This is a genomic window from Sphingomonas sp. CFBP 13603, assembly GCF_014892665.1.
GTDB lineage: Bacteria > Pseudomonadota > Alphaproteobacteria > Sphingomonadales > Sphingomonadaceae > Sphingomonas.
Genome location: NZ_JADBIA010000004.1, coordinates 62,641 through 82,924, shown reverse-complemented (window position 1 = coordinate 82,924; position 20,284 = coordinate 62,641). Strand labels below are relative to the sequence as shown.

Here is a 20,284-nt window from a genome sequence, read left to right as displayed (position 1 = left end):
CCTACTCTGGCAGGGGGAGGTGTCGCCGAAGAGAACGGAGGGAGAGGGACACAGCCACCGGTCGTTGGCGACCACCCCCTCCATCAGGCAAGCGCCTGCGACCTCCCCCTGTCGGGAGAGGCTAGCTCAGGCGATCTCTTCCAGCGGCAGTTCGGGCCGTGTGGCGAGCGCACGAAACCGCTTCGCCGTTCCTTCCGTGAACGGCTTGGCGAACACGGTCGACACGGTCCGGAAGTCGGCGGTCGCGTGCTCGGGCGTCAGCGTCAGCAGCGTGAAGCCCTTGGCGTCCTGATCGCAGAACCGCACTTCGCCCTTGTTGGCATCGGCGATCAACGTGCCGATACCCGGCAACAGCGAACCGTAGGACGGACTGGTGATCGCGGTGCAGCCGAATTCGACCGCGACCAGCTTGCCTGCGTCGTCGTGCAGATCGTTCGCCCAGGCGGCATGACTGTCGCCCGACAGCACGATCGGCCGCGACTTCGCACGCCGGAATGCCGCGTACAGACGCTCGCGGGCGGGCGGATACCCGTCCCAGCTATCAAGGCCGAACGGCATGCCAGCCCGGTACGAAGCGATGCCTGCCGCCAGTCGCTCGCGCCACATCGCCGGCAGCTTCGCCATCGTCTCGCCGAACTTTACCGGCCCGAGTTGCCGCTCCATGTCGGGCCCCGCGACCTTCGCCATCACGATCTGGTTGCCCAGCACCTGCCACGGCTTTCCCGCCGTCACCGATGCCGCCATCGTCTTCTCGACCCAGGCAAGCTGTGCCGGCCCGAGCAGTTCGCGATCGGGCCGCGCGCGCTCCGCCAGCATCGGTGCGTATTCGGCGGGTGTGATCGCCTCGCCCTTCGACACGACCTGATGGCTTCGCGCGAGCAGCCGCGTCTCGACCATCACCAGCGTGGCGAGATCACCGAAGTCGAAGCTCCGGTTGATCGCCGCCCAGGGCTGGCCGGGCTTGGGATCGCGGATCGGCATCCATTCGAAATACGCCTGCATCGCGGCCGCCTTGCGCGCGTCCCAGTCGCCCTCGGTCTTGGGATCGTGGTTCTCGGCACCGTGCATCCAGTCGTCGTTGGCGACCTCGTGATCGTCCCACACGCAGATGAACGCGGCGCGGGCGTGCGCCGCCTGCATGTCGACGTCGCGCTTCACCTGCGCGTGGCGCATCCGGTAGTCGGCGAGGCTGACGATCTCGTGGCGCGGCTCTACCAGGCGGCCGATCTTCTTGGCGATGTCAGCGCCGTACCCGTCGGCGCCGTATTCGTAGATATAGTCGCCGAGGTGCAGGACGGCGTCGAGCCGGTCGAGCTTGGCGATCGCGTCATACGCGTTGAACAGCCCGCCCGCGTAGAGCTGGCACGAGACGACGGCCATCACGGCATCGGCGACCTTGCCCTTGGGCAGCGTCCGGAGCCGGCCGACCGGCGAGCGCGTGCCGTCCGCGGCATCGAACCAGTAGCGATATTCGTGGCCCGGCTGGAGCCCGGTCGCCTCCACCTTGGCGGTAAAGTCGCGCGCCGCACGGGCCTTGACGGTGCCCGAGCGGATCGGCTTGCCGCCTTCGGTCTCCGCGACGTGCCAGGTCAGCGCGATGTCGCCGGCCTGCACCGCATCGACCGGCGTCGCCCGCGTCCACAGGATGGCGCCGTCGACCGAAGGATCGCCGCTCGCTACCCCGTGATCGAAGCGAGCTTTCGCCGTACCTGCCGCGTGTGACGCTGCTGCGGGGAGCGCGAGCGTTGCGCCGGACCCGGCAAGTTTGAGGACGTTCTTCAGGGCATCGCGGCGGTTGATCGTCATCGGCTCAGGCTTTCGTAACGGGTGTTGCCCGCCTGCTAGCCGCGATCGAAGACACCCCGGCGGCAACGATGTGACAGCGTCGTTACGGAATAGTCATTTTGCTTTCATGAAGACGCCATCGAAACGTCACCTCGCCCCCGTAATGCGACGGCAACGAAAACGGGGGACTTAATGACACGTATCTTCACGCGGCTCGCGCTTGCGACGCTCGCCACGACCTGCTCGACCGCGGCACTCGCGCAGGCAGATACCCAGACCGAACTCCAGGCGGGCACCGATAACGACGAAATCCTGGTCACCGCGCAAAAGCGCGAGCAGCGGATCGCCGACGTTCCCGTCACCGTCACCGCGGTAACCGGCGCCAGGATGGCCTCGATCGGCGTCAATTCGCTTTCCGAAGTTGCCGCCTACATTCCGGGCCTGCAGATCCAGGAACAGAGCGCCAACAACCCCGGCTTCGTGATCCGCGGCATCACCTCGGACAACGGCTCGTCGCAGCAGGGCGCGCGCGTCACGCTCTATTACAACGGCATCGACATCAGCCGGTCGCGTGGCGCGTATCAAGATCTGTACGATCTCGAGCGGATCGAAGTCGTGAAGGGTCCACAGGCCACCTTGTTCGGCACCGCTGCCGCGGTCGGCGCGATCAGCCTCGTTTCGGCCAAGCCCGAACCGGGCGTGTCGGGGGCGATCAACGGGACCTATGGCAATTTCAACCGCACGCAGGTGTCGGGCTTCCTCAACGCTGGCAACGACGTGCTCGCCGGCCGCATCGCGTTCGCCTATAAATACCGCGACGGCTATGTCCGGAACATCGCCGGCGATGCGAACGTCCCCAACCAGAACCAGGGCGGCGTCGATCAGGACGACCTGAACGGCCAGGACCAGCGCGGCATCCGCGGCTCACTCCGCTATCGCCCGAGCGACAGCATCACCGCCGACCTCGTCCTGACCTATGACGGACAGCGCAACCCCGGCACCGCATTCAAGAGCCGCGCGCACGCCCCGACGGGCGGCCAGACCGGCGACTATGGCTATGCCGAACTCTCCGGCTCCCCGTACAGCGCCGCGGTTCTCGGCGCGCGCAAGCTCGGTCTCGACCGCAACGTCTATGACGCGAACCTGACGATCACCGCAGACCTGTCACCGGGGATCACCTTCACCACCGTCAACGGCTATCGCCGGTTCGACGCACTCGAAGTGTTCGACGCCGATGGTGGCCCCGCCGCGTATCTCGAATTCGCCGAAGACGCGAAGGGCGACCAGTGGAGCCATGAAAGCCGCTTCGCCTTCGAAGGACCGAAATATCGCGCCTCGGTCGGCTGGAACGCGTTCTTCGAGAACGGCTTCCAGCGCGTCCCGTTCGCGACCGAAGAGGGCACGTACCTCGCCTGCTCGGTCGCGACGGCCTATCAGCCGATCCGTACCGCGCTGAACCGCGCGGGCATTCCGACCGAGACGGGCTGTGTCGCCGCCAACGGCACGATCCCGGCCACCCGCGCGACGTCGATCCTGACCGGCGGACGCGCCACGGCAATACCTTACGCGGCAGAGTTCACGAACTATGGCAGGAACAACACCTACTCGGTGTTCGCCGACGCGACTTATATCCCGGTGCCCGCGCTCGAACTGACCGCGGGCGCGCGCATCCTGATCGAGGATCGCCAGTCGGGCTATTCGTCGGTTCAGCCGAACTCGGTAATCCTGGCGGCGCTCGGTATCCGGTCGAGCCTGCTCGGAACGGCCAACACCAACGGCAACAAGTTCGTCGCGGAGAAGAGCTTCACCGCGATCCTGCCGCGCTTCAACGCGCTGCTGAAGCTCAACGACGACGTCAATCTCTACGGCACGATCAGCAAAGGCCGCCGCTCGCCGGTCGTCCAGCTGACGGCACAGTCCACGCCGTTCGGCGTTGGCCCCAATCTCCAGAACGTGCCCGAGGAGAACGTCTGGAACTACGAGGGCGGCATCAAGGGGCGGGTCGGTCCGTTCACCGGTGCCGCCTCCGTCTTCTATCAAGTCTATGACGGGTTCCAGGTCTCGGTGACGCAACCGAACGGCTCTGCGCTGACACAGAGCGCCGGTTCCGCGAAGAACATCGGCGTAGAGCTCGAAGGGAATCTCAAGCTCGCCGACTATCTCTCTGTATTCGGTGCATTCGCGTATATCGACGGTGGCATCGCGGACAAGCCGATCGGCTCGTTCGCGGGCAACAAGTTCCGCCTGCAGCCGTCGACATCGGCCTCGGCGGGCGCGATGCTCCGCGTACCCGTCGGCAGCGCCAGCCTCTACGCGACACCCAGCGTCACCTACCGTTCGAAGGTGTTCTTCGAGCTGCCGAACAACGATGCGATCAGTCAGGGAGGCTACACACTGGTCAACCTGCGCGCCGGCGTCGCGTTCGCGCAAGGTCGGTACAGCGTCGGGGGGTTCGCCCGGAACGTCACCAACAAGCGCTATCTGATCGATGCGGGCAATACTGGCGGCGGCTTCGGCATCCCGACCTACATCGCCGGCGAGCCACGCTTCTACGGCGTCGAACTGGGCGCGAAATTCTAACTCTCACGCATCGTTACACACCGCGCAACCATCCCCGGGGGGACCAAGCATGACGTTCGAGACCATCTATACCGACGGCGATATCGATACCAACCCGACCGCCAACCCGCACATCAACGACCTGATCGAGTCGCGCTATTCGCGTCGCCAGACCTTGATGGGCGGCATGTCCGCGACCGCCGCAGCGGTGTTCGGCGGCATGCTGCTGACCGGCTGCGACGACGACAATGACGGCAACGGCTCAAGCCCCGTCACGGTGACGGCGACCGCTGGCGGCAGCTCGACCGCGGGCCGCGTCGCGACGCTGACCGGCGCAGCGATCGGCCAGGTCGACAGCGTGACCTGGACGCAGACCGCCGGCCCCGCCGTCACGCTCGCCGGTGCCTCGACCGCCACCGCGACCTTCGTCGTACCGGGCGCTGCGGCCGGGACCGTGCTCAGCTTCCAGTTTACGGCGGTATCGGCCAGCGGTTCGGTCAGCGCAACCACCAGCGTGACCGTCGGCGCGGCCTCGTTGGGCTTCACGGCCGTTGCGAAGAGCCTTGCGGATGTCGTTGCCGTGCCTGCGGGTTACGCGGTGACCGTGCTGTACCGGCTCGGCGATCCGATCGGCAGCGGTGTCGGCGCGTATTCCAATGACGGTACCGACGCGACCTTCTCGAAGCGCGCGGGCGATCATCATGACGGCATGAGCTATTTCGGCATGTCCGCCACCGGTACGCCGGACGCGAACGGCAACACGCGCGGCCTGCTCGTGCTCAACCATGAGAACATCACGCAGGCATATCTGCATCCGAACGGCCCGACCAACACCGGCGGCGTCCGTCCCGAAGCCGAAGCGCTTAAGGAGATGGAGTGCCACGGCGTGTCCGTCATCGAGGTCAACCGCGCCGCCGCCTGGAGCTACGCGCCCGCCTCGTCCTTCAACCGTCGGGTCACACCTCTGACGCCGATGAGCTTCTCGGGCCCGGTACGCGGCGCCGACAGCCTCAAGACGCGCTACTCGCCGGACGCCACCACGGGCCGCGGCACGATCAACAATTGTGCCAACGGTACAATGCCTTGGCACACGTACCTGACGAATGAAGAGAACTGGGTCGGCTATTTCCGTCGTGAGGTCGGCGACGCGGCACGGCGTGCGGCCTCCGGCCCCGTCGGCGTGAAGGCGAACACTTCACTCACCCGCTACGGCAAGGGCGAGAGCAACACCGGTGGTAACTATGGGTGGTCGACGGTCACGGCAGCCGACACGACCAGCACGATCTATTCGCGCTGGAACATCACCGCGCAGGCCAGCGCGCCTGCCGACGGCACGGGCGATTTCCGCAACGAGATCTTCCAGTACGGCTGGGTTGTCGAGATCGATCCGTTCGACGCAGCCTCGACGCCGCGCAAGCGGACCGCACTTGGCCGCATGAACCATGAAGGCTGCGAGATCGGCCGGACGATCGCGGGCGTGAGGCCGGCCTTCTACATGGGCGACGACGCGCAGAACGAGTATATCTACAAGTTCGTGTCGGCCACGCCGTGGTCCGCAGCGGATGCGACGGCAGCGAACCGTCTCGCGATCGGCGACAAATATCTCGATGCTGGAACGCTTTACGTCGCTAAGCTCGCGGCGGATGGCAGCGGCCAGTGGTTGCCGCTAGTGTTCGGCCAAGGGCCGCTCACCTCGGCCAACGCAGCCTATCCGTTCGCCAGCCAGGTCGACGTGTTGATCAACACGCGACTGGCAGCGGATGCACTGGGGGCGACGCGGATGGATCGTCCGGAGTGGACGGCGGTGAACCCTGCGACGGGCGAAATGTATTGCACGCTCACCAACAACTCGTCGCGGACGGTCGCTACCGCCGACGCGCCGAACCCCCGCGCCTATGTCGATCCGAAGACCACCGGCGGGCAGACCACGGGTAACGCCAACGGGCACATCATCCGCCTGCGCGAGACCGGTGACACATCCGAGGCAACGACGTTCGCCTGGGACATCTATGCGTTCGGTGCGGGTAGCGATCTCGATGCGACCAACATCAACCTGTCGGGCCTCGATGCGACCAACGACTTCTCGTCGCCGGACGGCCTGTGGTTCGGTCTGCCGAGCAATGCGTCGGGGACGATCGCACCGGTGATGTGGATCGAGACGGATGACGGCGCGTACACCGACGTCACCAACTGCATGCTGCTCGCCTCGGTACCGGGGATCGTCAACGATGGCGGCACGCGGACGGTGACCAACACGATCGGTGCGGCAACCGGCTCGGTGACGACGCGAGTCGGCAAGGCACCGGGCGCGGCACTGCGCCGCTTCCTGGTCGGGCCGAAGGAGTGCGAGATCACCGGTATACATACGACGCCGGACGGCCGGTCGCTGTTCGTGAACATCCAGCATCCGGGCGAGAATGGTGGGCCGACCAACATTACGAGCAGCTGGCCTGCCAACCAGGCCGGTGCGGTGACGACGCCGTCACGGCCGCGGTCTTCGACGATCGTGATCACGAAGAACGACGGGGGTGTCGTGGGGCTTTAAGCTTCGCGGCGGACTTGCGGTCCTCCCCCGCCAGGGGGAGGTGGCACCGAAGGTGACGGAGGGGGAGGACGCGCAACGGGAGTTACCCTGTCCGCCCCTCCGTCTGGCAAGTGCCAGCCACCTCCCCCTGGCGGGGGAGGATTTCAGGCACTCATCGGTTCTGTACGGGTGCCCCGCCCCGGCGGAGGCCGGGGTCCAGTTGGGGGACGTTGCTGACTCGCGATGCGCTTCATTATTGCCACCTCCCCGACTGGGCCTCTGCCTTCGCCGGGGTAGTGTAGCTGCGCTGGGTGGTGCGATTTTAAGGGGGGTGGCGCCTTTTATGCCTTAGACCGTTCCCGGCGGAATCCGCGCGAGAGCCTCCTGCTCGATCTTCTCCAGCTCGTCGCGCGTCTGCACGATCGCCTCGCGTTGCGCGTCGAGCAGGTCGATCCGCTGGCGACAGCGTTCGGCCAGCGCGCGCATCTGCTCCACATGTTGAGGGTCGGCGTCGTACAGGTCGAGGAACTCCTCGATGTCGCGCAGCGTGAAACCCAACCGCTTTCCGCGCAAGATCAGCTGCATCCGGGCGACTTCGCGCCGCGTGTAGACGCGCGTCGTACCGATCCGGCAGGGCTCGATCAGCCCCTTGTCCTCGTAGAACCGCAACGTCCGCGCGCTCACGCCGAGCATGCGCGAGACCTCTTGTATGCCGGTAAGATCGTCCTGTCGGTCGTTCACGCGTCCACTCCCCTCGCCTCCGACGCCGCCGCTTTCGCGTTCTCTTCGGCGACAAGTTCCTTTTTGGATAGCTTGCCGATCAACGTCTTGGGAAGAGTGTCGCGGATTTCGACTTCGCGGGGAAGCTCGATCTTGCTGATCTTGTCGCGCAGATAATCGCGCAGTTCTAGCGGGGTAGCGACCAAACCTTCGGCCAGCACGACGAACGCCTTGGGAGCCTGGCCGCGATATTTGTCGGGCACGCCGATCACCACCGCTTCGAGCACCGCGGGGTGTTCGTACAGCGCCTCCTCGATCACGCGCGGATAGACGTTGTAGCCGCCGGCGAGGATCAGGTCCTTGATCCGGTCGACGATGAACAGATAACCGTCCGCGTCGAGATGCCCGACGTCGCCGGTACGCAGCGCGCCGTCCGCGAACAGCTCAGCGGTGGCGGCGGGCTTGTGCCAATAGCCTTGCGTGATCTGCGGCCCACGCGCGCAGATCTCGCCATTCTCGCCGATGGGCAGCAACCGGGTCGGATCCTCGCGGTCGCGGATCTCGATTGTCGTGCCGGGAAACGGCAAGCCCGCCGAGCCAGGCTTATTGATGCCGTCGATCGGATTGCACGTGATGATCGGCGAGGCTTCGGACAGGCCATAGCCTTCGACGAGCTTGGCGCCCGTAGCGGCCTCGAACGCGGTACGAACCTCGGCTGGCAGCGGCGCCCCGCCCGAGATGCAGGCGTGGATCGAGGACAGGTCGATCTTCTGCGTCTCGGCGGCTGTCGTAATCGCCGCATAGATCGTCGGCACCGCGGGAAAATAGCTCGGCTTGGTCCGCTCGATCGTCTTCAGCAATTGCTGCAGTTCGAAGCGCGGCAGTAGAATCATCTCCGCACCGGTGCGGATCGAGTAGGTCAGCACGGTTGTCAGCGCGAAGACGTGGAACAGCGGCAACGCGCCAAGCACGCGGTCCTGGTGCGGCTGCTCGCCGCCGACGAAGACGACCATCGCATCGGCGTTCGCGACGAGGTTGGCGTGGCTGAGCATGGCCGCCTTGGGCTCGCCGGTCGTGCCGCCGGTATATTGCAGCACCGCGACCTCGTCCGGGGAAACCGCGACCGGGGACGGCGCACCCTTCGCCTTGAGCAGCGCGTCGAACGTGGAATGGCGCGCGTCAGTCGGTGCCCGACCGATCTCGGCGCTCTTGAAGATGCGGTAGGCGATCGACTTCAGCGTCGGCAACGCGCCGGCGATCGGACAGGTTATGACGTGCTTCACACCCATCTGCCCCGCGACCTTGAGCACGCGCGCGTGGATCTCGGCGATGTCGCAGGTGGCGATGATCGTTGCGCCCGAATCCTCCAGCAGGTGCGCGAGCTCGCGCTCGACGTAGAGCGGGTTGACGTTGACGACGACGCCGCCGGCCTTGAGGATCGCGAAGAACAGGATCGGGTAATAAGGCGTGTTCGGCAGGCAGAGCGCAACGCGCGTGCCCTTCACGACGCCCATGTCCTGAAGTCCGCGTGCCGCCCGATCGACCGACTCGCCGAGCGCGGCATAGGTCAGCGTCCGCCCCATGAAGTCGAGCACGTTGCGCGACCCGAACCGGCGCACCGACAGGTCGAGCATGTCGCCCAGCAGCCGTGGTTCGCCCAGCAACGGAACGCCGATCGCCTTGCCCCCGGAAGTGTCCTGCATCTCGCTCTCCATAACATGGTGTGCGTAAGCCATATTGTCGGCCGCTTCACCTTGACGTAAAGGTGAGGTATCGCACCTTAAGGGTAACCCGCAAGCGTTAACCGGGTCGACCGCAATATGAGAGGATCATCGTGACCAACGTCGTCATCGCCGGGTACGCCCGTTCGCCGTTCCACCTCGCCGGCAAGGGTGAGCTCGCCCGCGTCCGTCCGGACGATCTCGCCGCACAGACGATTCGCGGGTTGCTCGACAAGACCGGCGTCGATCCGGCCGAGATCGAGGACATCATCCTCGGTTGCGCGTTCCCCGAAGGCGAGCAGGGCCTCAACGTCGCCAAGCTGATCGCGCAGATCGCCGACCTGCCGATCTCGGTCGGCGGCATGACGGTCAACCGGTTCTGCGGCTCGTCGATGAGCGCGATCCATATCGCCTACGGCCAGATCGCGGTCGGCGCGGGCGAGGCGTTCATCTGCGCGGGCCTCGAATCGATGAGCCGCGTGCCGATGGGTGGCTATAACCCCCTCCCCAACCCCGAGCTCGCGAAGAAGAGCGCCGGCGCGTACATGGGCATGGGCGAGACCGCCGAGAACGTCGCGCGCAACTACCAGATCACGCGCGCCGAGCAAGACGCGTTCGCGGTGAAAAGCCAGGACAAGGCTGCCGCGGCGCGCGCCGATGGCCGCTTGTCCGACGAGATCGTGACGATCCAGACCAAGGCGGGCCCGGTCAGCCAGGACGGCACGATCCGCGCCGGTACGACGACCGAGGCGCTCGCCGGCCTGAAGCCTGCGTTCAGCGCGGATGGGTCGGTGACCGCTGGCACGTCCTCGCCGCTAACGGATGGCGCGTCCGCGGTGCTGGTCACCTCGGAAGAGTTCGCCAAGAAGCATGGCCTGACGATCCTCGCGCGGATCAAGTCGATCGGTGTGTCGGGTTGCGCGCCCGAGACGATGGGCCTCGGCCCGATCGGGGCGTCGAAGAAGGCGCTGGAGCGTGCCGGGATCACCGTCGCCGACCTCGACGTGGTCGAGATCAACGAGGCGTTTGCGAGCCAGGCGATCGCCTGCATCCGCGACCTCGGCCTGAAGGACGAGACGATCAACCTCGATGGCGGCGCGATCGCGATCGGCCATCCGCTAGGCGCGACCGGCGCGCGGATCGTCGGCAAGGCGGCGTCGCTGCTGGCGCGCGAGGGTGGCCGTTATGCGCTGGCGACCCAGTGCATCGGCGGCGGTCAGGGCATCGCTACGGTGCTGGAGCGCGCATGATGGTCAACGCTGTGAAGAAGGTCTGCGTCATCGGCGCAGGCGTGATGGGCGCAGGTATTGCTGCGCAGGTCGCGAACGCTGGGATCCCGGTGCTTCTGCTCGACATCGTTCCTCGCGAGGGTGACGATCGAGACGCAGTGGCAAAGGGCGCGGTCGCGAAAATGCTCAAGACCGATCCCGCGCCGTTCATGTCGAAGCGTGCGGCCAAGCTGGTCGAGACGGGCAACATCGACGATCATCTCGACCGGGTCGCCGAGTGCGATTGGATCGTCGAGGCGATCGTCGAACGACTCGACATCAAGCAGGCGCTGTACGCCAAGCTCGAGGCGCTCAAGCGTCCGGGCACCGCGGTGTCGTCGAACACCTCGACGATCCCGCTCGGCAACCTCGTCGAGGGGCGTTCGGACCAGTTCAAGGCCGATTTCCTGATCACGCACTTCTTCAACCCGCCGCGCTACATGCGGCTGGTCGAGATCGTTCGCGGCGAGCATACCGACGTCGCGGTCGCCGAGAAGGTCGAGGATTTCGTCGATCGCTTCATGGGCAAGCGGATCGTCCGCGCGAAGGATACGCCAGGCTTCATCGCTAACCGCATCGGCACCTACTGGCTGGCGATCGCGATCAACGCGGCGATGGACCAGGGGCTGACCGTCGAGGAGGCCGACCAGATCGGCGGCCGTCCGATGGGCGTGCCGAAGACCGGGATCTTCGGGCTGGTCGACCTCGTCGGCGTCGACCTGATGCCGCTGCTGTCGAAGAGCCTGTCGTCCACGCTGCCGGCTGGCGATCCGTATTTCGATACGGTGCGTCCGCTGCCGCTGGTGGACAAGATGATTGCGGAGGGTTTCACCGGTCGCAAGGGCAAGGGTGGGTTCTACCGGTTCGACAAGGCGACGCGCACAAAGCTGTCGCTCGATCTCGCGACCGGCAAGTATCGTGCGGAAGCCAAGCCCGCGGAGTTGCCGGGCAAGACCGGTAAGGACCTTGGCGCGCTGATCGTCGAGCCGGGCAAGATTGGCACCTATGCGTGGACGATTCTCGGCAGCGTGCTGTCCTACGCGGCGATGCTCGTCGGCGAGGCGGCGGACGATGTCGTTGCGATCGATGACGCGATGAAGCTCGGCTATAACTGGAAATACGGGCCGTTCGAACTGATAGACCGGATGGGTCCCGGCGTGCTCGCCGCACGCCTCGCCGAGGAAGGTCGCGACGTTCCTGCGATCCTGACGACCGCGGGCGACCGTCCGTTCTACCGCGTCGAGAACGGCCAGCGTCAGTATCTCACGGCTGGCGGTGACTACGCCGATGTCCCCCGCGCGGACGGCGTCGAGCTGCTGGAGGACATCAAGCTCCGCTCGCAGCCGATCCTCACGAACCTGTCGGCGTCGCTCTGGGACGTCGGCGACGGCGTCGCGGCGCTCGAGTTCCACACCAAGATGAATGCGCTCGACGATCAGGTCGTCGCGCTCATCAACGAAGCGATCCCGGTCGTCCGCGAGCGCTTCAAGGCGCTGGTGGTGTATAACGAGGCGTCGAACTTCTCGGCGGGCGCGAACCTGGGCGCGGCGATGTTCGCGGTCGGGGCTGGCCTGTGGGACATGGTCGAGGCCAGCGTCGCGGGCGGTCAGCAGGCGTACAAGGCGCTCAAATACGCGCCCTTCCCGGTCGTCAGCGCACCGGCCGGGCTCGCGCTCGGTGGCGGGTGCGAGATCCTGCTCCACTCGGACGCGGTGCAGGCGCATGCCGAGACCTATGCGGGTCTCGTCGAGTGCGGCGTCGGGCTCGTCCCCGGCTGGGGCGGCAATGGCGAGATGCTTGATCGCTGGACCAAGTCGCGCACGCTGCCGAACGGGCCGATGCCGGTGCTGACGAAGGTGTTCCAGGCGGTCTCCACCGCGCAGGTCGCCAAGTCGGCGGCGGAGGCGAAGGAAATGATGATCCTGCGCAAGGCCGACGGCATCTCGATGAACCGCGATCGGTTGCTCGCGGATGCGAAGGCCAAGGCGCTGTCGTTGGTCGAAGGCTATGTCGCGCCGGAGAAGCCGACCTTCCGTCTGGCGGGCGCGAGCGGCCGGACGGGGTTGAACATGGCGGTCGCGGACTTCCACAAGAAGGGCATGGCGACCGACTACGACCTCGTCGTCGCGGATCGTCTCGCCGAGGTGCTGACGGGGGGCGAGGCCGATCTGGTCGACACGGTGACCGAGGACCAGATGCTCGACCTGGAGCGTGCGGCGTTCATGGCAAGCGTCAAGGACCCGCGGACTCAGGCGCGAGTCGTGCACATGCTGCAGACCGGCAAGCCACTCCGCAACTAAGACTGTTCCCCCGCGAAAGCGGGGGCCCAGGGTCAAGCAGCGCTACGTTCGTGATCCTGGGCCCCCGCCTGCGCGGGGGCACACCGTGCGCATGAACACTTTTTCATCGCCCGGAATCAGTAAGAAGACTTGACTTGTCTTCGTACAATTCTAGTCGGGATCGATAACTGCCGTATACGGCAACAAGGTCGCGATAACGTCGACGGCCTGACGAAACATTCGACGACCGCACGCATGCGGCGTCACCAACGACGCTAGGAGAGGATAGAAGATGTCCCTGTTGATCGCCACCGCCCTGCTCGCCGGCGCGTCCGCCACGCCCGAGACCGTCATCGGCCGCTGGAAGACCGAGACGCACAACGCCATCGTCGAGATCGCCCGCTGTGGCCCGTCGATCTGCGGCAAGATCCTCACCTCCGACGCGTTGCGCGCCAATCCTTCGATGAAGGACGCGAACAATTCCAACACCGCGCTGCGCAATCGCCCGATCCAGGGGATGCAGATGCTGAGCGGGTTCAAGTCGGACTCGGACGGCGTCTGGAGCAGCGGGCAGGTCTACAACGCCGAGGACGGCAAGACCTATAGCGGGAAGATCACGCCGCTCGGTGCGAACCAGCTGAAGCTGCGCGGCTGCGTCTTCTTCCCGCTCTGCAAGACCCAGACCTGGACGCGCGTGCGCTGAGGCGACGCCTCCGCCTCCTCATTATCAGTACAGCTTTCAGGACCTTATCCATGATGTTTCGCACCAAGGCTCCACTTCTCGCGGTATCCGCGCTCGTGTCCGCTTTCGGATTCGCCAGCACCGCCTATGCCGACGCATTTTATCTCCAGGCGCAGTCCGCGCGTGGCGCCGGTCGCGCATTCTCGGGCGAAGGCGCCGACACCGGTCCTGACTCCCTGTGGTGGAACCCGGCGGCGATCGCCGGTATCCGCGACGGCAGCGCGACGCTCGCCGCCTCCGCGATCCTGCCAAAGGGCGATGTCGTCGATACCGGCACGCGCATCTGCCGCCCGGGCCAGGCCTGCACGGGGATCAGCGGCCAGTCGAACTCGCGCGACCCGATCAACAAGGGCGTCGTGCCGTCGGGTGCGGTCGCGTATCCGCTGACCGATCGCATCGCGGTGGGCCTCGCGGTGACCTCGCCATTCAGCTTCACGACCAACTACGACGCGAACAGCTGGGCGCGGTACAGCGCCGACAAGACCCGGCTGCGGACGATCGACATCCAGCCTTCGGTTGGTATCGTCGTGACGGATTGGCTCCGCGTCGGTGGTGCGCTCAACGTCGAATATACCGATGCGTCGCTCAGCAACGCGCTGCCCAATCTGTCCGCGGCGCTGCCCGATGGCCAGCAGGAGCTGAAGGGCGATGGCTGGGACTTCGGCTGGACCGCGGGCGTACAGCTCCACAACGACTTCGCGACGGTCGGCATCAGCTACAAGTCGAGCATCCGCCATAACCTGAAGGGCGATCTGACCGTCAGCGGTCTCGTCGGTCCGCTCGGCGGATCGAACACCACCGTGTCGGGCGCGAAGGCTGCTTTCAACACGCCGGGCCAGGTCATCGTCGCAGGCCGGTTCCGCGGTACCGATAAGCTGACGCTCAACGCGCAGGTGGTCGCGTACAGCTGGAGCAAGTTCGACACGATCGATCTCGGCGCGCCGCTCAACACCGCGATCCCCGAGAACTACATGGACAGCTGGAGCTTGGCGGGCGGCTTCGACTATGACGTCACGCCGAAGCTGACCGTACGCGCCGGCCTGCAGCGGACCAAGTCGCCGACGCAGGATGGTCAGCGCGACGCACGCGTGCCCGATGCGGATCGGTGGACTTATGCGGCGGGTGGCTCGTACCAGCTGTCCTCGCGCATCGCGCTCGACGCTGCCGCGCAATATGTCGACTTCGAAAATACGACGATCGACCGTATCACGGCGGCTTATGTCGGGACGGCCGCGCAGACCAACATCCTAACCTCGGGTGCGCTGCGCAACGCGTCGGCAGTCGTGCTCTCGCTCGGCGGGCGGGTGAGCTTCTAACACCGCCGTCACGATCCTCCCCCTCGCGGGGGAGGATTTCATACCTCGACCAGTCTCAAGCCCTCGGCGTAGACGCGCTGCTTGGCTGCATAACCGGCCGCCGACATCTTCAGGCCGGCAATCGCTTCCGGTGACAGTTCGCGGACCGCCTTGGCTGGCGCACCGACGATCAGGCTGCCAGCCGGGAACACCTTCCCCTCCGTCACCAGCGCGTTCGCACCGATCAGGCAATTCTCGCCGATCACCGCGTTGTTGAGGATCGTCGCGCCCATCCCGACCAGCACGTTGTCGCCGATCGTGCAGCCGTGAAGGATCGCGTGATGGCCGATCGTACACCCCTCGCCGACGGTCAGTGGCGCTCCAGGGTCGGAGTGCAGCATCGCGCCCTCCTGGATGTTGGTCCGCGTGCCGACGAGTATCGGCGTGTTGTCGGCGCGGATCACCGCCCCGAACCAGACGCTCGCCCCCTCCCCCAGCCGCGCGTCGCCGATTACGTCGGCGGACGGCGCGACCCAGACGTCGTCGGCCAGCGTCGGGCGTTTCCCCTCGATCGCGTAGAGTGGCATCAGGCGGCGTCCCTTTCCTTTGCCCGCGCGCGGAACGCGTGGAGCAGCGGTTCCGTATAGCCGCTTGGCTGCGTCAGGCCATCGAACACGAGGGCGCGGGCGGCCTGGAACGCGAGGCTCTCGTCCTCATGCCCCGCCATCGGCCGGTACAGCGGATCGCCCGCATTCTGCGCATCGACCTTCGCCGCCATCCGCCGCAACGCCGCGTCTGCTTCGTCGGGCGTGGCGATGCCATGGAGCAGCCAGTTCGCCATGTGCTGCGAACTGATCCGGAGCGTCGCGCGGTCCTCCATCAGGCCAATGTCGTGGATGTCGGGCACCTTCGAACAGCCGACGCCCTGGTCGACCCAGCGCACGACATATCCGAGGATACCCTGCGCGTTGTTCTCCAGTTCCTCGCGCACCTCGTCGGGCTGCCAATTGTGCCCGGTCGCCACGGGGATCGTCAGCAGCGCATCGAGCGACGCGATCGGTTCCGCCTTGCGCTCTGCCTGCCGCGCGAACACATCGACGCGGTGGTAATGCGTCGCGTGCAGCGTCGCGGCGGTCGGCGACGGCACCCAGGCGGTGTTCGCGCCAGTCATCGGATGCGCGATCTTCTGCTCGAGCATATCCGCCATCCGGTCGGGTGCGGCCCACATACCCTTGCCGATCTGTGCCTTGCCGCTGAGCCCGCAGGCGAGCCCGATCTGGACGTTGCGATCCTCATACGCCTTGATCCACGACGAGGCTTTCATGTCGCCCTTGCGGATCATCGGGCCCGCCCGCATCGAGGTGTGCATCTCGTCGCCGGTGCGATCGAGGAAGCCGGTGTTGATGAACACCACCCGGTCTTTGACCGCGGCGATGCAGGCGGCGAGATTGGCGGATGTGCGCCGTTCCTCGTCCATTACGCCGACCTTGATCGTGTGGCGCGCGAGCCCGAGCAGGTCCTCGATTGCGTCGAACAGCCGGTTGGTGAAGGCGGCTTCGTCGGGGCCGTGCATCTTCGGTTTGACGATGTAGATCGAGCCCGCGCGGCTGTTGCGGATCGGGCTGGTGCCCTTCAGATCGTGCAGCGCGATCAACGACGTGACGATACCGTCGAGGATGCCCTCGGGCGCCTCGCTGCCGTTAGCGAGCAGGATCGCTGGCGTCGTCATCAAGTGGCCGACATTGCGCACGAACATCAGGCTGCGGCCGGGGAGCGTGAACGCGCTGCCATCGGACGCGGTGTATGGGCGATCCGGTTCGAGCGCGCGCGTGACCGTGCGGCCGCCTTTGTCGAAGCTGGTGGTCAGGTCGCCCTTCATCAGCCCGAGCCAATTGGCGTAGGCGGCCACCTTGTCCTCGGCGTCGACCGCGGCGATCGAATCCTCCAGGTCGGCGATCGTGGTCAGCGCGGATTCGAGCACGATGTCTGCGAGGCTGGCGGGATCATCGCGCCCGATCGGATGCTGAGAGTCGATCACCAGTTCGATATGCAGGCCGTTGTGACGCAGCAGGATATTGTCGCCCGCATGCCCGAAGAGTTGGCTCGGATCGGCAAGGTCCGGCGTGCCACCGGTCCAGTCGGTCCACGACCCGCTCACCAAAGGCACGGCGTCGTCGAGAAACGCCTTCGCCCACGCGATCACCTGCGCACCGCGGGGCGCGTCATAGCCCTTGCCGGACGCCACCCCCGGCATCGCATCGGTGCCATAGAGCGCGTCATACAAGCTGCCCCACCGCGCGTTCGCGGCGTTCAGCAGGAAGCGAGCGTTGAGGATCGGCACCACCAACTGCGCACCGGCGAGCGAGGCGACTTCCGCATCGACGTTGACCGGTGCAACCGAGAACGGCGCAGGCTCGTCGACGAGATAGCCGATCTCGCGCAGAAACGCTTGGTACTCGGCCTGATCAATCGGCTTGCCGGCGCGGGCTTCGTGCCACGCGTCGATCTTCGCCTGGAGGTCGTCGCGGACCGCCAGCAGCGCGGCATTCTCCGGCGCGAACCGCGCGTAGATATCGGAAACGCCTTTCCAGAACGGGGCGGCTTCAAGCCCCGTCCCCGGCAACGCCTGCGTTTCGATGAAGTCCACCAGCGATGCGGCGACCTTCAGGCCTGCCTTTTCGATCATCTCGGCCATTCTACTCTCCTATGCTCTGTCGGGACGATAGACGCCCGCCACCTTCGCCACTAGACACTATAAACCGAAAGCTGTTGATCGCCTGGAGAACGAATGGACCCCGACATCGTCCTATTCGCCGAAGTCGTCCGCACCGCCAGCCTCAGCGCGGCGGGGCGTTCGCTGGGGATCTCGCCGGCCATGGTGTCGAAGCGGATCGCGCGGCTGGAGGCCCGGCTGGGCGTGCGGTTGCTCAACCGGACGACGCGCCGCCTCGACCTCACCGCGCGGGGCGCCGCCTATCACCGCGACATGGTTGAGATTCTCGCAGCGATCCACGACGCCGAGGCGCGCGTGTCGGACCGTACGGATACGCCGGCCGGACCACTACGGGTCAGCGCACCCACGTCGTTCGGCCGCCTCCACATCGCGCCGCACCTCAAGCCGTTCCTCGACGCATATCCGGCAATCGAACTCGATCTTGACCTGTCGGACGGCTTCTCGGATGTGATCGGGGACCGACTCGATCTCGCGATCCGGATCGCCCCAGCCGTGCCGCCAAGCCTGACCGGCCATCGCCTCGCCGACAGCCGTCGCGTCCTCTGCGCTGCTCCGAGCTACAGCGCGCCGTGCGACGCGGCCGATCTTACGGAACACCGCCTGCTTGCCGCGAAAGGCCAGATGCCGTGGCGCCTGGCTGGACCCGATGGCGACGTCACGATCGATCGCCCGAGCTACGTCGCGACCAATTCGAGCGAAGTCGTCCGCGAACTCACGCTGGCTGGCGTCGGCATCGCGCTGCGCTCGCTATGGGATGTCAGCGCGGACTTGGCGGGTGGTCGACTCAAGCGTGTCCTCCCGGAACTGGCTGGTTCGGCGGATGTCGGGATTTACGCGGTGCATGCGCGCGGGCCGGTATCGTCGGGCACCACTGCGCTGCTCGACTACCTGCGTGGTCTCTGGTCGCCAACGCCGCCGTGGGAGTCCTGAACGAGGTCGATCGTCACCGCATCGATCCGCCTCAGCATCGCCACGAACTGCTCCACCTCTGCGCCTGAGAACCCGGCGAAGATCCGGCGCTCCAGATCGAGTGCTTTTGGTGCGACCGAGGCGTAAAGCGTGTGACCATCACCTGTGAGCTTCAACAGATGCGAGCGGCGATCCTCGGGGTTCGCATGACGCTGCATCAGCCCGCGTTCGACCAGCGCGATCGCCGCGCGACTGACCGTGACCTTGTCCATCCGGGTCTGCTGGCCGACCTGCTGTTGCGTGATTCCATCCGCCTCGGCGACCACCGCCACCAGCCGCCACTCCGGGATCGTCAGCCCGAACAGTGCCTCATACGTGTCCGCCACCGCCTCGCTTACAAGGTTCGAGGTGATCGACAGGCGATACGGGATGAAATCGTCCAGGACGAGTGCGCGGTCAGCCATGTTGAAATCGTAACGATTGACACCAGTTGTTCAACCCGGCAGATTGGTAACAACGGATACCAACTGTCAGGATGTGATCATGAACCATATGGACGTAAACCCGATGGGTCTCGACGGGTTCGAGTTCGCCGAGTTCACTTCGCCCGATCCCGACCGGATGGCCGAGCAGTTCGAGCAGTTCGGCTTCGTCGCCGCCTCGACCCACCCGACCAAGGCCGTCACGCGCTACAAGCAGGGCCGCATCAACCTGCTGCTAAACCGCGAGGACGGTGGCCATGCGGCGGCGTTCCGTGCGGATCACGGTCCGTCCGCGAGCGGCATGGCATTCCGCGTTCATGATGCCAAGGAAGCGTTCGACGCGGCGCTCGCACGCGGCGCCAAGGCGGCCGATGCCAGCATGGGCGCGCTCGGCGAGGGCAGCTATGTACTCGAAGGGATCGGCGGTTCGCTACTGTATCTGGTCGACAAGCACGGCGCGGCCGGCAGCCTGTACGACGACTGGAATGCGGTTCCGGGCGCGGCCGAAGCGGAAGCCGAGAACAACGTCGGCCTCGATTTGCTCGACCACCTCACGCACAATGTGAAGCGTGGCCAGATGCGGACCTGGGCGGAGTTCTACGGCCAGATCTTCGGCTTCGAGGAGCAAAAGTATTTCGACATCAAGGGCAAGGCGACAGGCCTGTTTAGCCAGGCGATGATCGCCCCCGACCGCGCGATCCGGATTCCGCTCAACGAGAGCCAGGACGACAAGAGCCAGATCGAGGAATTCATCAAGGATTACAACGGCGAGGGCATCCAGCATCTGGCGCTGACCACCGACGATATCTTCGAGACGGTCGAGAAGCTGCGCGCGCGCGGCGTTAAGCTGCAGGACACGATCGAGACCTATTACGAGCTGGTCGACAAGCGCGTGCCGAACCACGGCCACGACCTCGAACGCCTGCGCCGCAACCGCATCCTGATCGACGGCAATGTCGGCGAAGAGGGGCTGCTGCTGCAGATCTTCACCGAGAACATGTTCGGGCCGATCTTCTTCGAGATCATCCAGCGCAAGGGGAACGAGGGCTTCGGCAACGGCAATTTCCAGGCGTTGTATGAGTCGATCGAGTTGGACCAGATCCGTCGCGGTGTGATCACCGTCGACGCCTGATCGAGGATCGACGCGCAGCTTCGGTCGAGATGCAGCGCGCAGGCGCTGCCGTCGACCGGCCGGCGCGGCCGGCGCGGACGGAGCTGCCCCATAGGGCGCGGCTTCGCCGTGACCGACGGGGTCGCGGTTCGAAA

The 20,284-nt window shown here is 65.8% G+C and carries 14 protein-coding genes; 8 read left to right on the top strand and 6 right to left on the bottom strand.

Annotated features, from left to right (window positions below):
• Nucleotides 1-126: 126 nt before the first annotated feature.
• On the bottom strand, nucleotides 127-1,806 hold the full coding sequence (locus tag IFR23_RS08170) for an alkaline phosphatase D family protein (protein WP_192975451.1): 1,680 nt from the start codon (nucleotides 1,804-1,806) through the stop codon (nucleotides 127-129).
• Nucleotides 1,807-1,977: 171 nt separating this feature from the next.
• On the opposite strand from IFR23_RS08170, the gene IFR23_RS08165 reads away from it, so the two are divergent.
• Nucleotides 1,978-4,365 carry a TonB-dependent receptor gene (locus tag IFR23_RS08165; protein WP_192975450.1) on the top strand — a complete coding sequence of 796 codons (2,388 nt, stop codon included), beginning with the start codon at nucleotides 1,978-1,980 and terminating at the stop codon, nucleotides 4,363-4,365.
• 49 nt (nucleotides 4,366-4,414) lie between these two features.
• Nucleotides 4,415-6,889 carry a PhoX family protein gene (locus IFR23_RS08160; RefSeq protein ID WP_192975449.1) on the top strand — a complete coding sequence of 825 codons (2,475 nt, stop codon included), beginning with the start codon at nucleotides 4,415-4,417 and terminating at the stop codon, nucleotides 6,887-6,889.
• A 327-nt stretch (nucleotides 6,890-7,216) separates the two neighbouring features.
• On the opposite strand, the gene IFR23_RS08155 is transcribed toward IFR23_RS08160, so the two are convergent.
• Both IFR23_RS08155 and IFR23_RS08150 read right to left on the bottom strand, forming a co-directional pair.
• Nucleotides 7,217-7,561 (bottom strand): MerR family transcriptional regulator, encoded by a 345-nt coding sequence (locus IFR23_RS08155; RefSeq protein WP_197978367.1) that lies wholly within the window; start codon nucleotides 7,559-7,561, stop codon nucleotides 7,217-7,219.
• A gap of 44 nt (nucleotides 7,562-7,605) precedes the next feature.
• Nucleotides 7,606-9,291, bottom strand: a complete 1,686-nt coding sequence (locus tag IFR23_RS08150) for a long-chain-fatty-acid--CoA ligase (protein WP_244655531.1) — start codon at nucleotides 9,289-9,291, stop codon at nucleotides 7,606-7,608.
• A gap of 131 nt (nucleotides 9,292-9,422) precedes the next feature.
• On the opposite strand from IFR23_RS08150, the gene IFR23_RS08145 reads away from it, so the two are divergent.
• The 4 genes from IFR23_RS08145 to IFR23_RS08130 all read left to right on the top strand — a co-directional run bounded on the left by IFR23_RS08145 (nucleotide 9,423) and on the right by IFR23_RS08130 (nucleotide 14,914).
• A complete protein-coding gene (locus IFR23_RS08145) occupies nucleotides 9,423-10,559 on the top strand; it encodes an acetyl-CoA C-acyltransferase (protein ID WP_192975448.1) in 1,137 nt (378 codons plus the stop codon).
• Nucleotides 10,559-12,877, top strand: a complete 2,319-nt coding sequence (locus IFR23_RS08140; RefSeq protein ID WP_192975684.1) for a 3-hydroxyacyl-CoA dehydrogenase/enoyl-CoA hydratase family protein — start codon at nucleotides 10,559-10,561, stop codon at nucleotides 12,875-12,877. The genes IFR23_RS08145 and IFR23_RS08140 overlap by 1 nt, the downstream gene beginning before the upstream one ends.
• A gap of 271 nt (nucleotides 12,878-13,148) precedes the next feature.
• Entirely contained in the window at nucleotides 13,149-13,559 is a 411-nt protein-coding gene (locus IFR23_RS08135) for a DUF2147 domain-containing protein (RefSeq protein ID WP_107953232.1), read from the top strand.
• A gap of 50 nt (nucleotides 13,560-13,609) precedes the next feature.
• Nucleotides 13,610-14,914: an OmpP1/FadL family transporter gene (locus IFR23_RS08130; RefSeq protein WP_192144745.1), complete on the top strand. Its 1,305-nt coding sequence runs from the start codon at nucleotides 13,610-13,612 to the stop codon at nucleotides 14,912-14,914.
• 38 nt (nucleotides 14,915-14,952) lie between these two features.
• Here IFR23_RS08130 and IFR23_RS08125 read toward each other — a convergent pair whose 3' ends face one another.
• Together IFR23_RS08125 and IFR23_RS08120 are read right to left on the bottom strand one after the other, a co-directional pair.
• Complete coding sequence (locus IFR23_RS08125) at nucleotides 14,953-15,480, bottom strand: gamma carbonic anhydrase family protein (RefSeq protein WP_192975447.1); 528 nt, start codon at nucleotides 15,478-15,480, stop codon at nucleotides 14,953-14,955.
• A complete protein-coding gene (locus IFR23_RS08120; protein WP_192975683.1) occupies nucleotides 15,480-17,579 on the bottom strand; it encodes a malate synthase G in 2,100 nt (699 codons plus the stop codon). Before IFR23_RS08120 ends, IFR23_RS08125 begins: the two co-directional genes overlap by 1 nt.
• Before the next feature lie 102 nt (nucleotides 17,580-17,681).
• Here IFR23_RS08120 and IFR23_RS08115 point away from each other — a divergent pair, with 102 nt between their 5' ends.
• Nucleotides 17,682-18,557, top strand: coding sequence for a LysR family transcriptional regulator (locus IFR23_RS08115; protein WP_192975446.1), 876 nt, complete (start codon nucleotides 17,682-17,684; stop codon nucleotides 18,555-18,557).
• Here IFR23_RS08115 and IFR23_RS08110 read toward each other — a convergent pair.
• Entirely contained in the window at nucleotides 18,512-19,000 is a 489-nt protein-coding gene (locus IFR23_RS08110; protein ID WP_060525429.1) for a MarR family winged helix-turn-helix transcriptional regulator, read from the bottom strand. The two genes, IFR23_RS08115 and IFR23_RS08110, sit on opposite strands and share 46 nt — an antisense overlap.
• Nucleotides 19,001-19,079: 79 nt before the next feature.
• Between IFR23_RS08110 and hppD the strand changes: the two genes are divergently transcribed.
• The gene (hppD, locus tag IFR23_RS08105) at nucleotides 19,080-20,150 is read left to right on the top strand and encodes a 4-hydroxyphenylpyruvate dioxygenase (RefSeq protein WP_192975445.1); all 1,071 of its coding nucleotides are present in this window, start codon (nucleotides 19,080-19,082) and stop codon (nucleotides 20,148-20,150) included.
• The last annotated feature ends 134 nt before the right edge of the window (nucleotides 20,151-20,284 follow it).

Excerpts from the sequence above, each read along its gene's own strand:
- IFR23_RS08150 (WP_244655531.1), bottom strand. The coding sequence starts at position 9,291 with ATGCAGGACACTTCCGGGGGCAAGGCGATCGGCGTTCCGTTGCTGGGC.
- IFR23_RS08155 (WP_197978367.1), bottom strand. The coding sequence starts at position 7,561 with ATGCTCGGCGTGAGCGCGCGGACGTTGCGGTTCTACGAGGACAAGGGG.
- IFR23_RS08170 (WP_192975451.1), bottom strand. The coding sequence starts at position 1,806 with ATGACGATCAACCGCCGCGATGCCCTGAAGAACGTCCTCAAACTTGCC.
- hppD (WP_192975445.1), top strand. The coding sequence starts at position 19,080 with ATGAACCATATGGACGTAAACCCGATGGGTCTCGACGGGTTCGAGTTC.
- IFR23_RS08135 (WP_107953232.1), top strand. The coding sequence starts at position 13,149 with ATGTCCCTGTTGATCGCCACCGCCCTGCTCGCCGGCGCGTCCGCCACG.
- IFR23_RS08140 (WP_192975684.1), top strand. The coding sequence starts at position 10,559 with ATGGTCAACGCTGTGAAGAAGGTCTGCGTCATCGGCGCAGGCGTGATG.
- IFR23_RS08125 (WP_192975447.1), bottom strand. The coding sequence starts at position 15,480 with ATGCCACTCTACGCGATCGAGGGGAAACGCCCGACGCTGGCCGACGAC.
- IFR23_RS08160 (WP_192975449.1), top strand. The coding sequence starts at position 4,415 with ATGACGTTCGAGACCATCTATACCGACGGCGATATCGATACCAACCCG.
- IFR23_RS08115 (WP_192975446.1), top strand. The coding sequence starts at position 17,682 with ATGGACCCCGACATCGTCCTATTCGCCGAAGTCGTCCGCACCGCCAGC.
- IFR23_RS08120 (WP_192975683.1), bottom strand. The coding sequence starts at position 17,579 with ATGATCGAAAAGGCAGGCCTGAAGGTCGCCGCATCGCTGGTGGACTTC.
- IFR23_RS08110 (WP_060525429.1), bottom strand. The coding sequence starts at position 19,000 with ATGGCTGACCGCGCACTCGTCCTGGACGATTTCATCCCGTATCGCCTG.
- IFR23_RS08165 (WP_192975450.1), top strand. The coding sequence starts at position 1,978 with ATGACACGTATCTTCACGCGGCTCGCGCTTGCGACGCTCGCCACGACC.
- IFR23_RS08130 (WP_192144745.1), top strand. The coding sequence starts at position 13,610 with ATGATGTTTCGCACCAAGGCTCCACTTCTCGCGGTATCCGCGCTCGTG.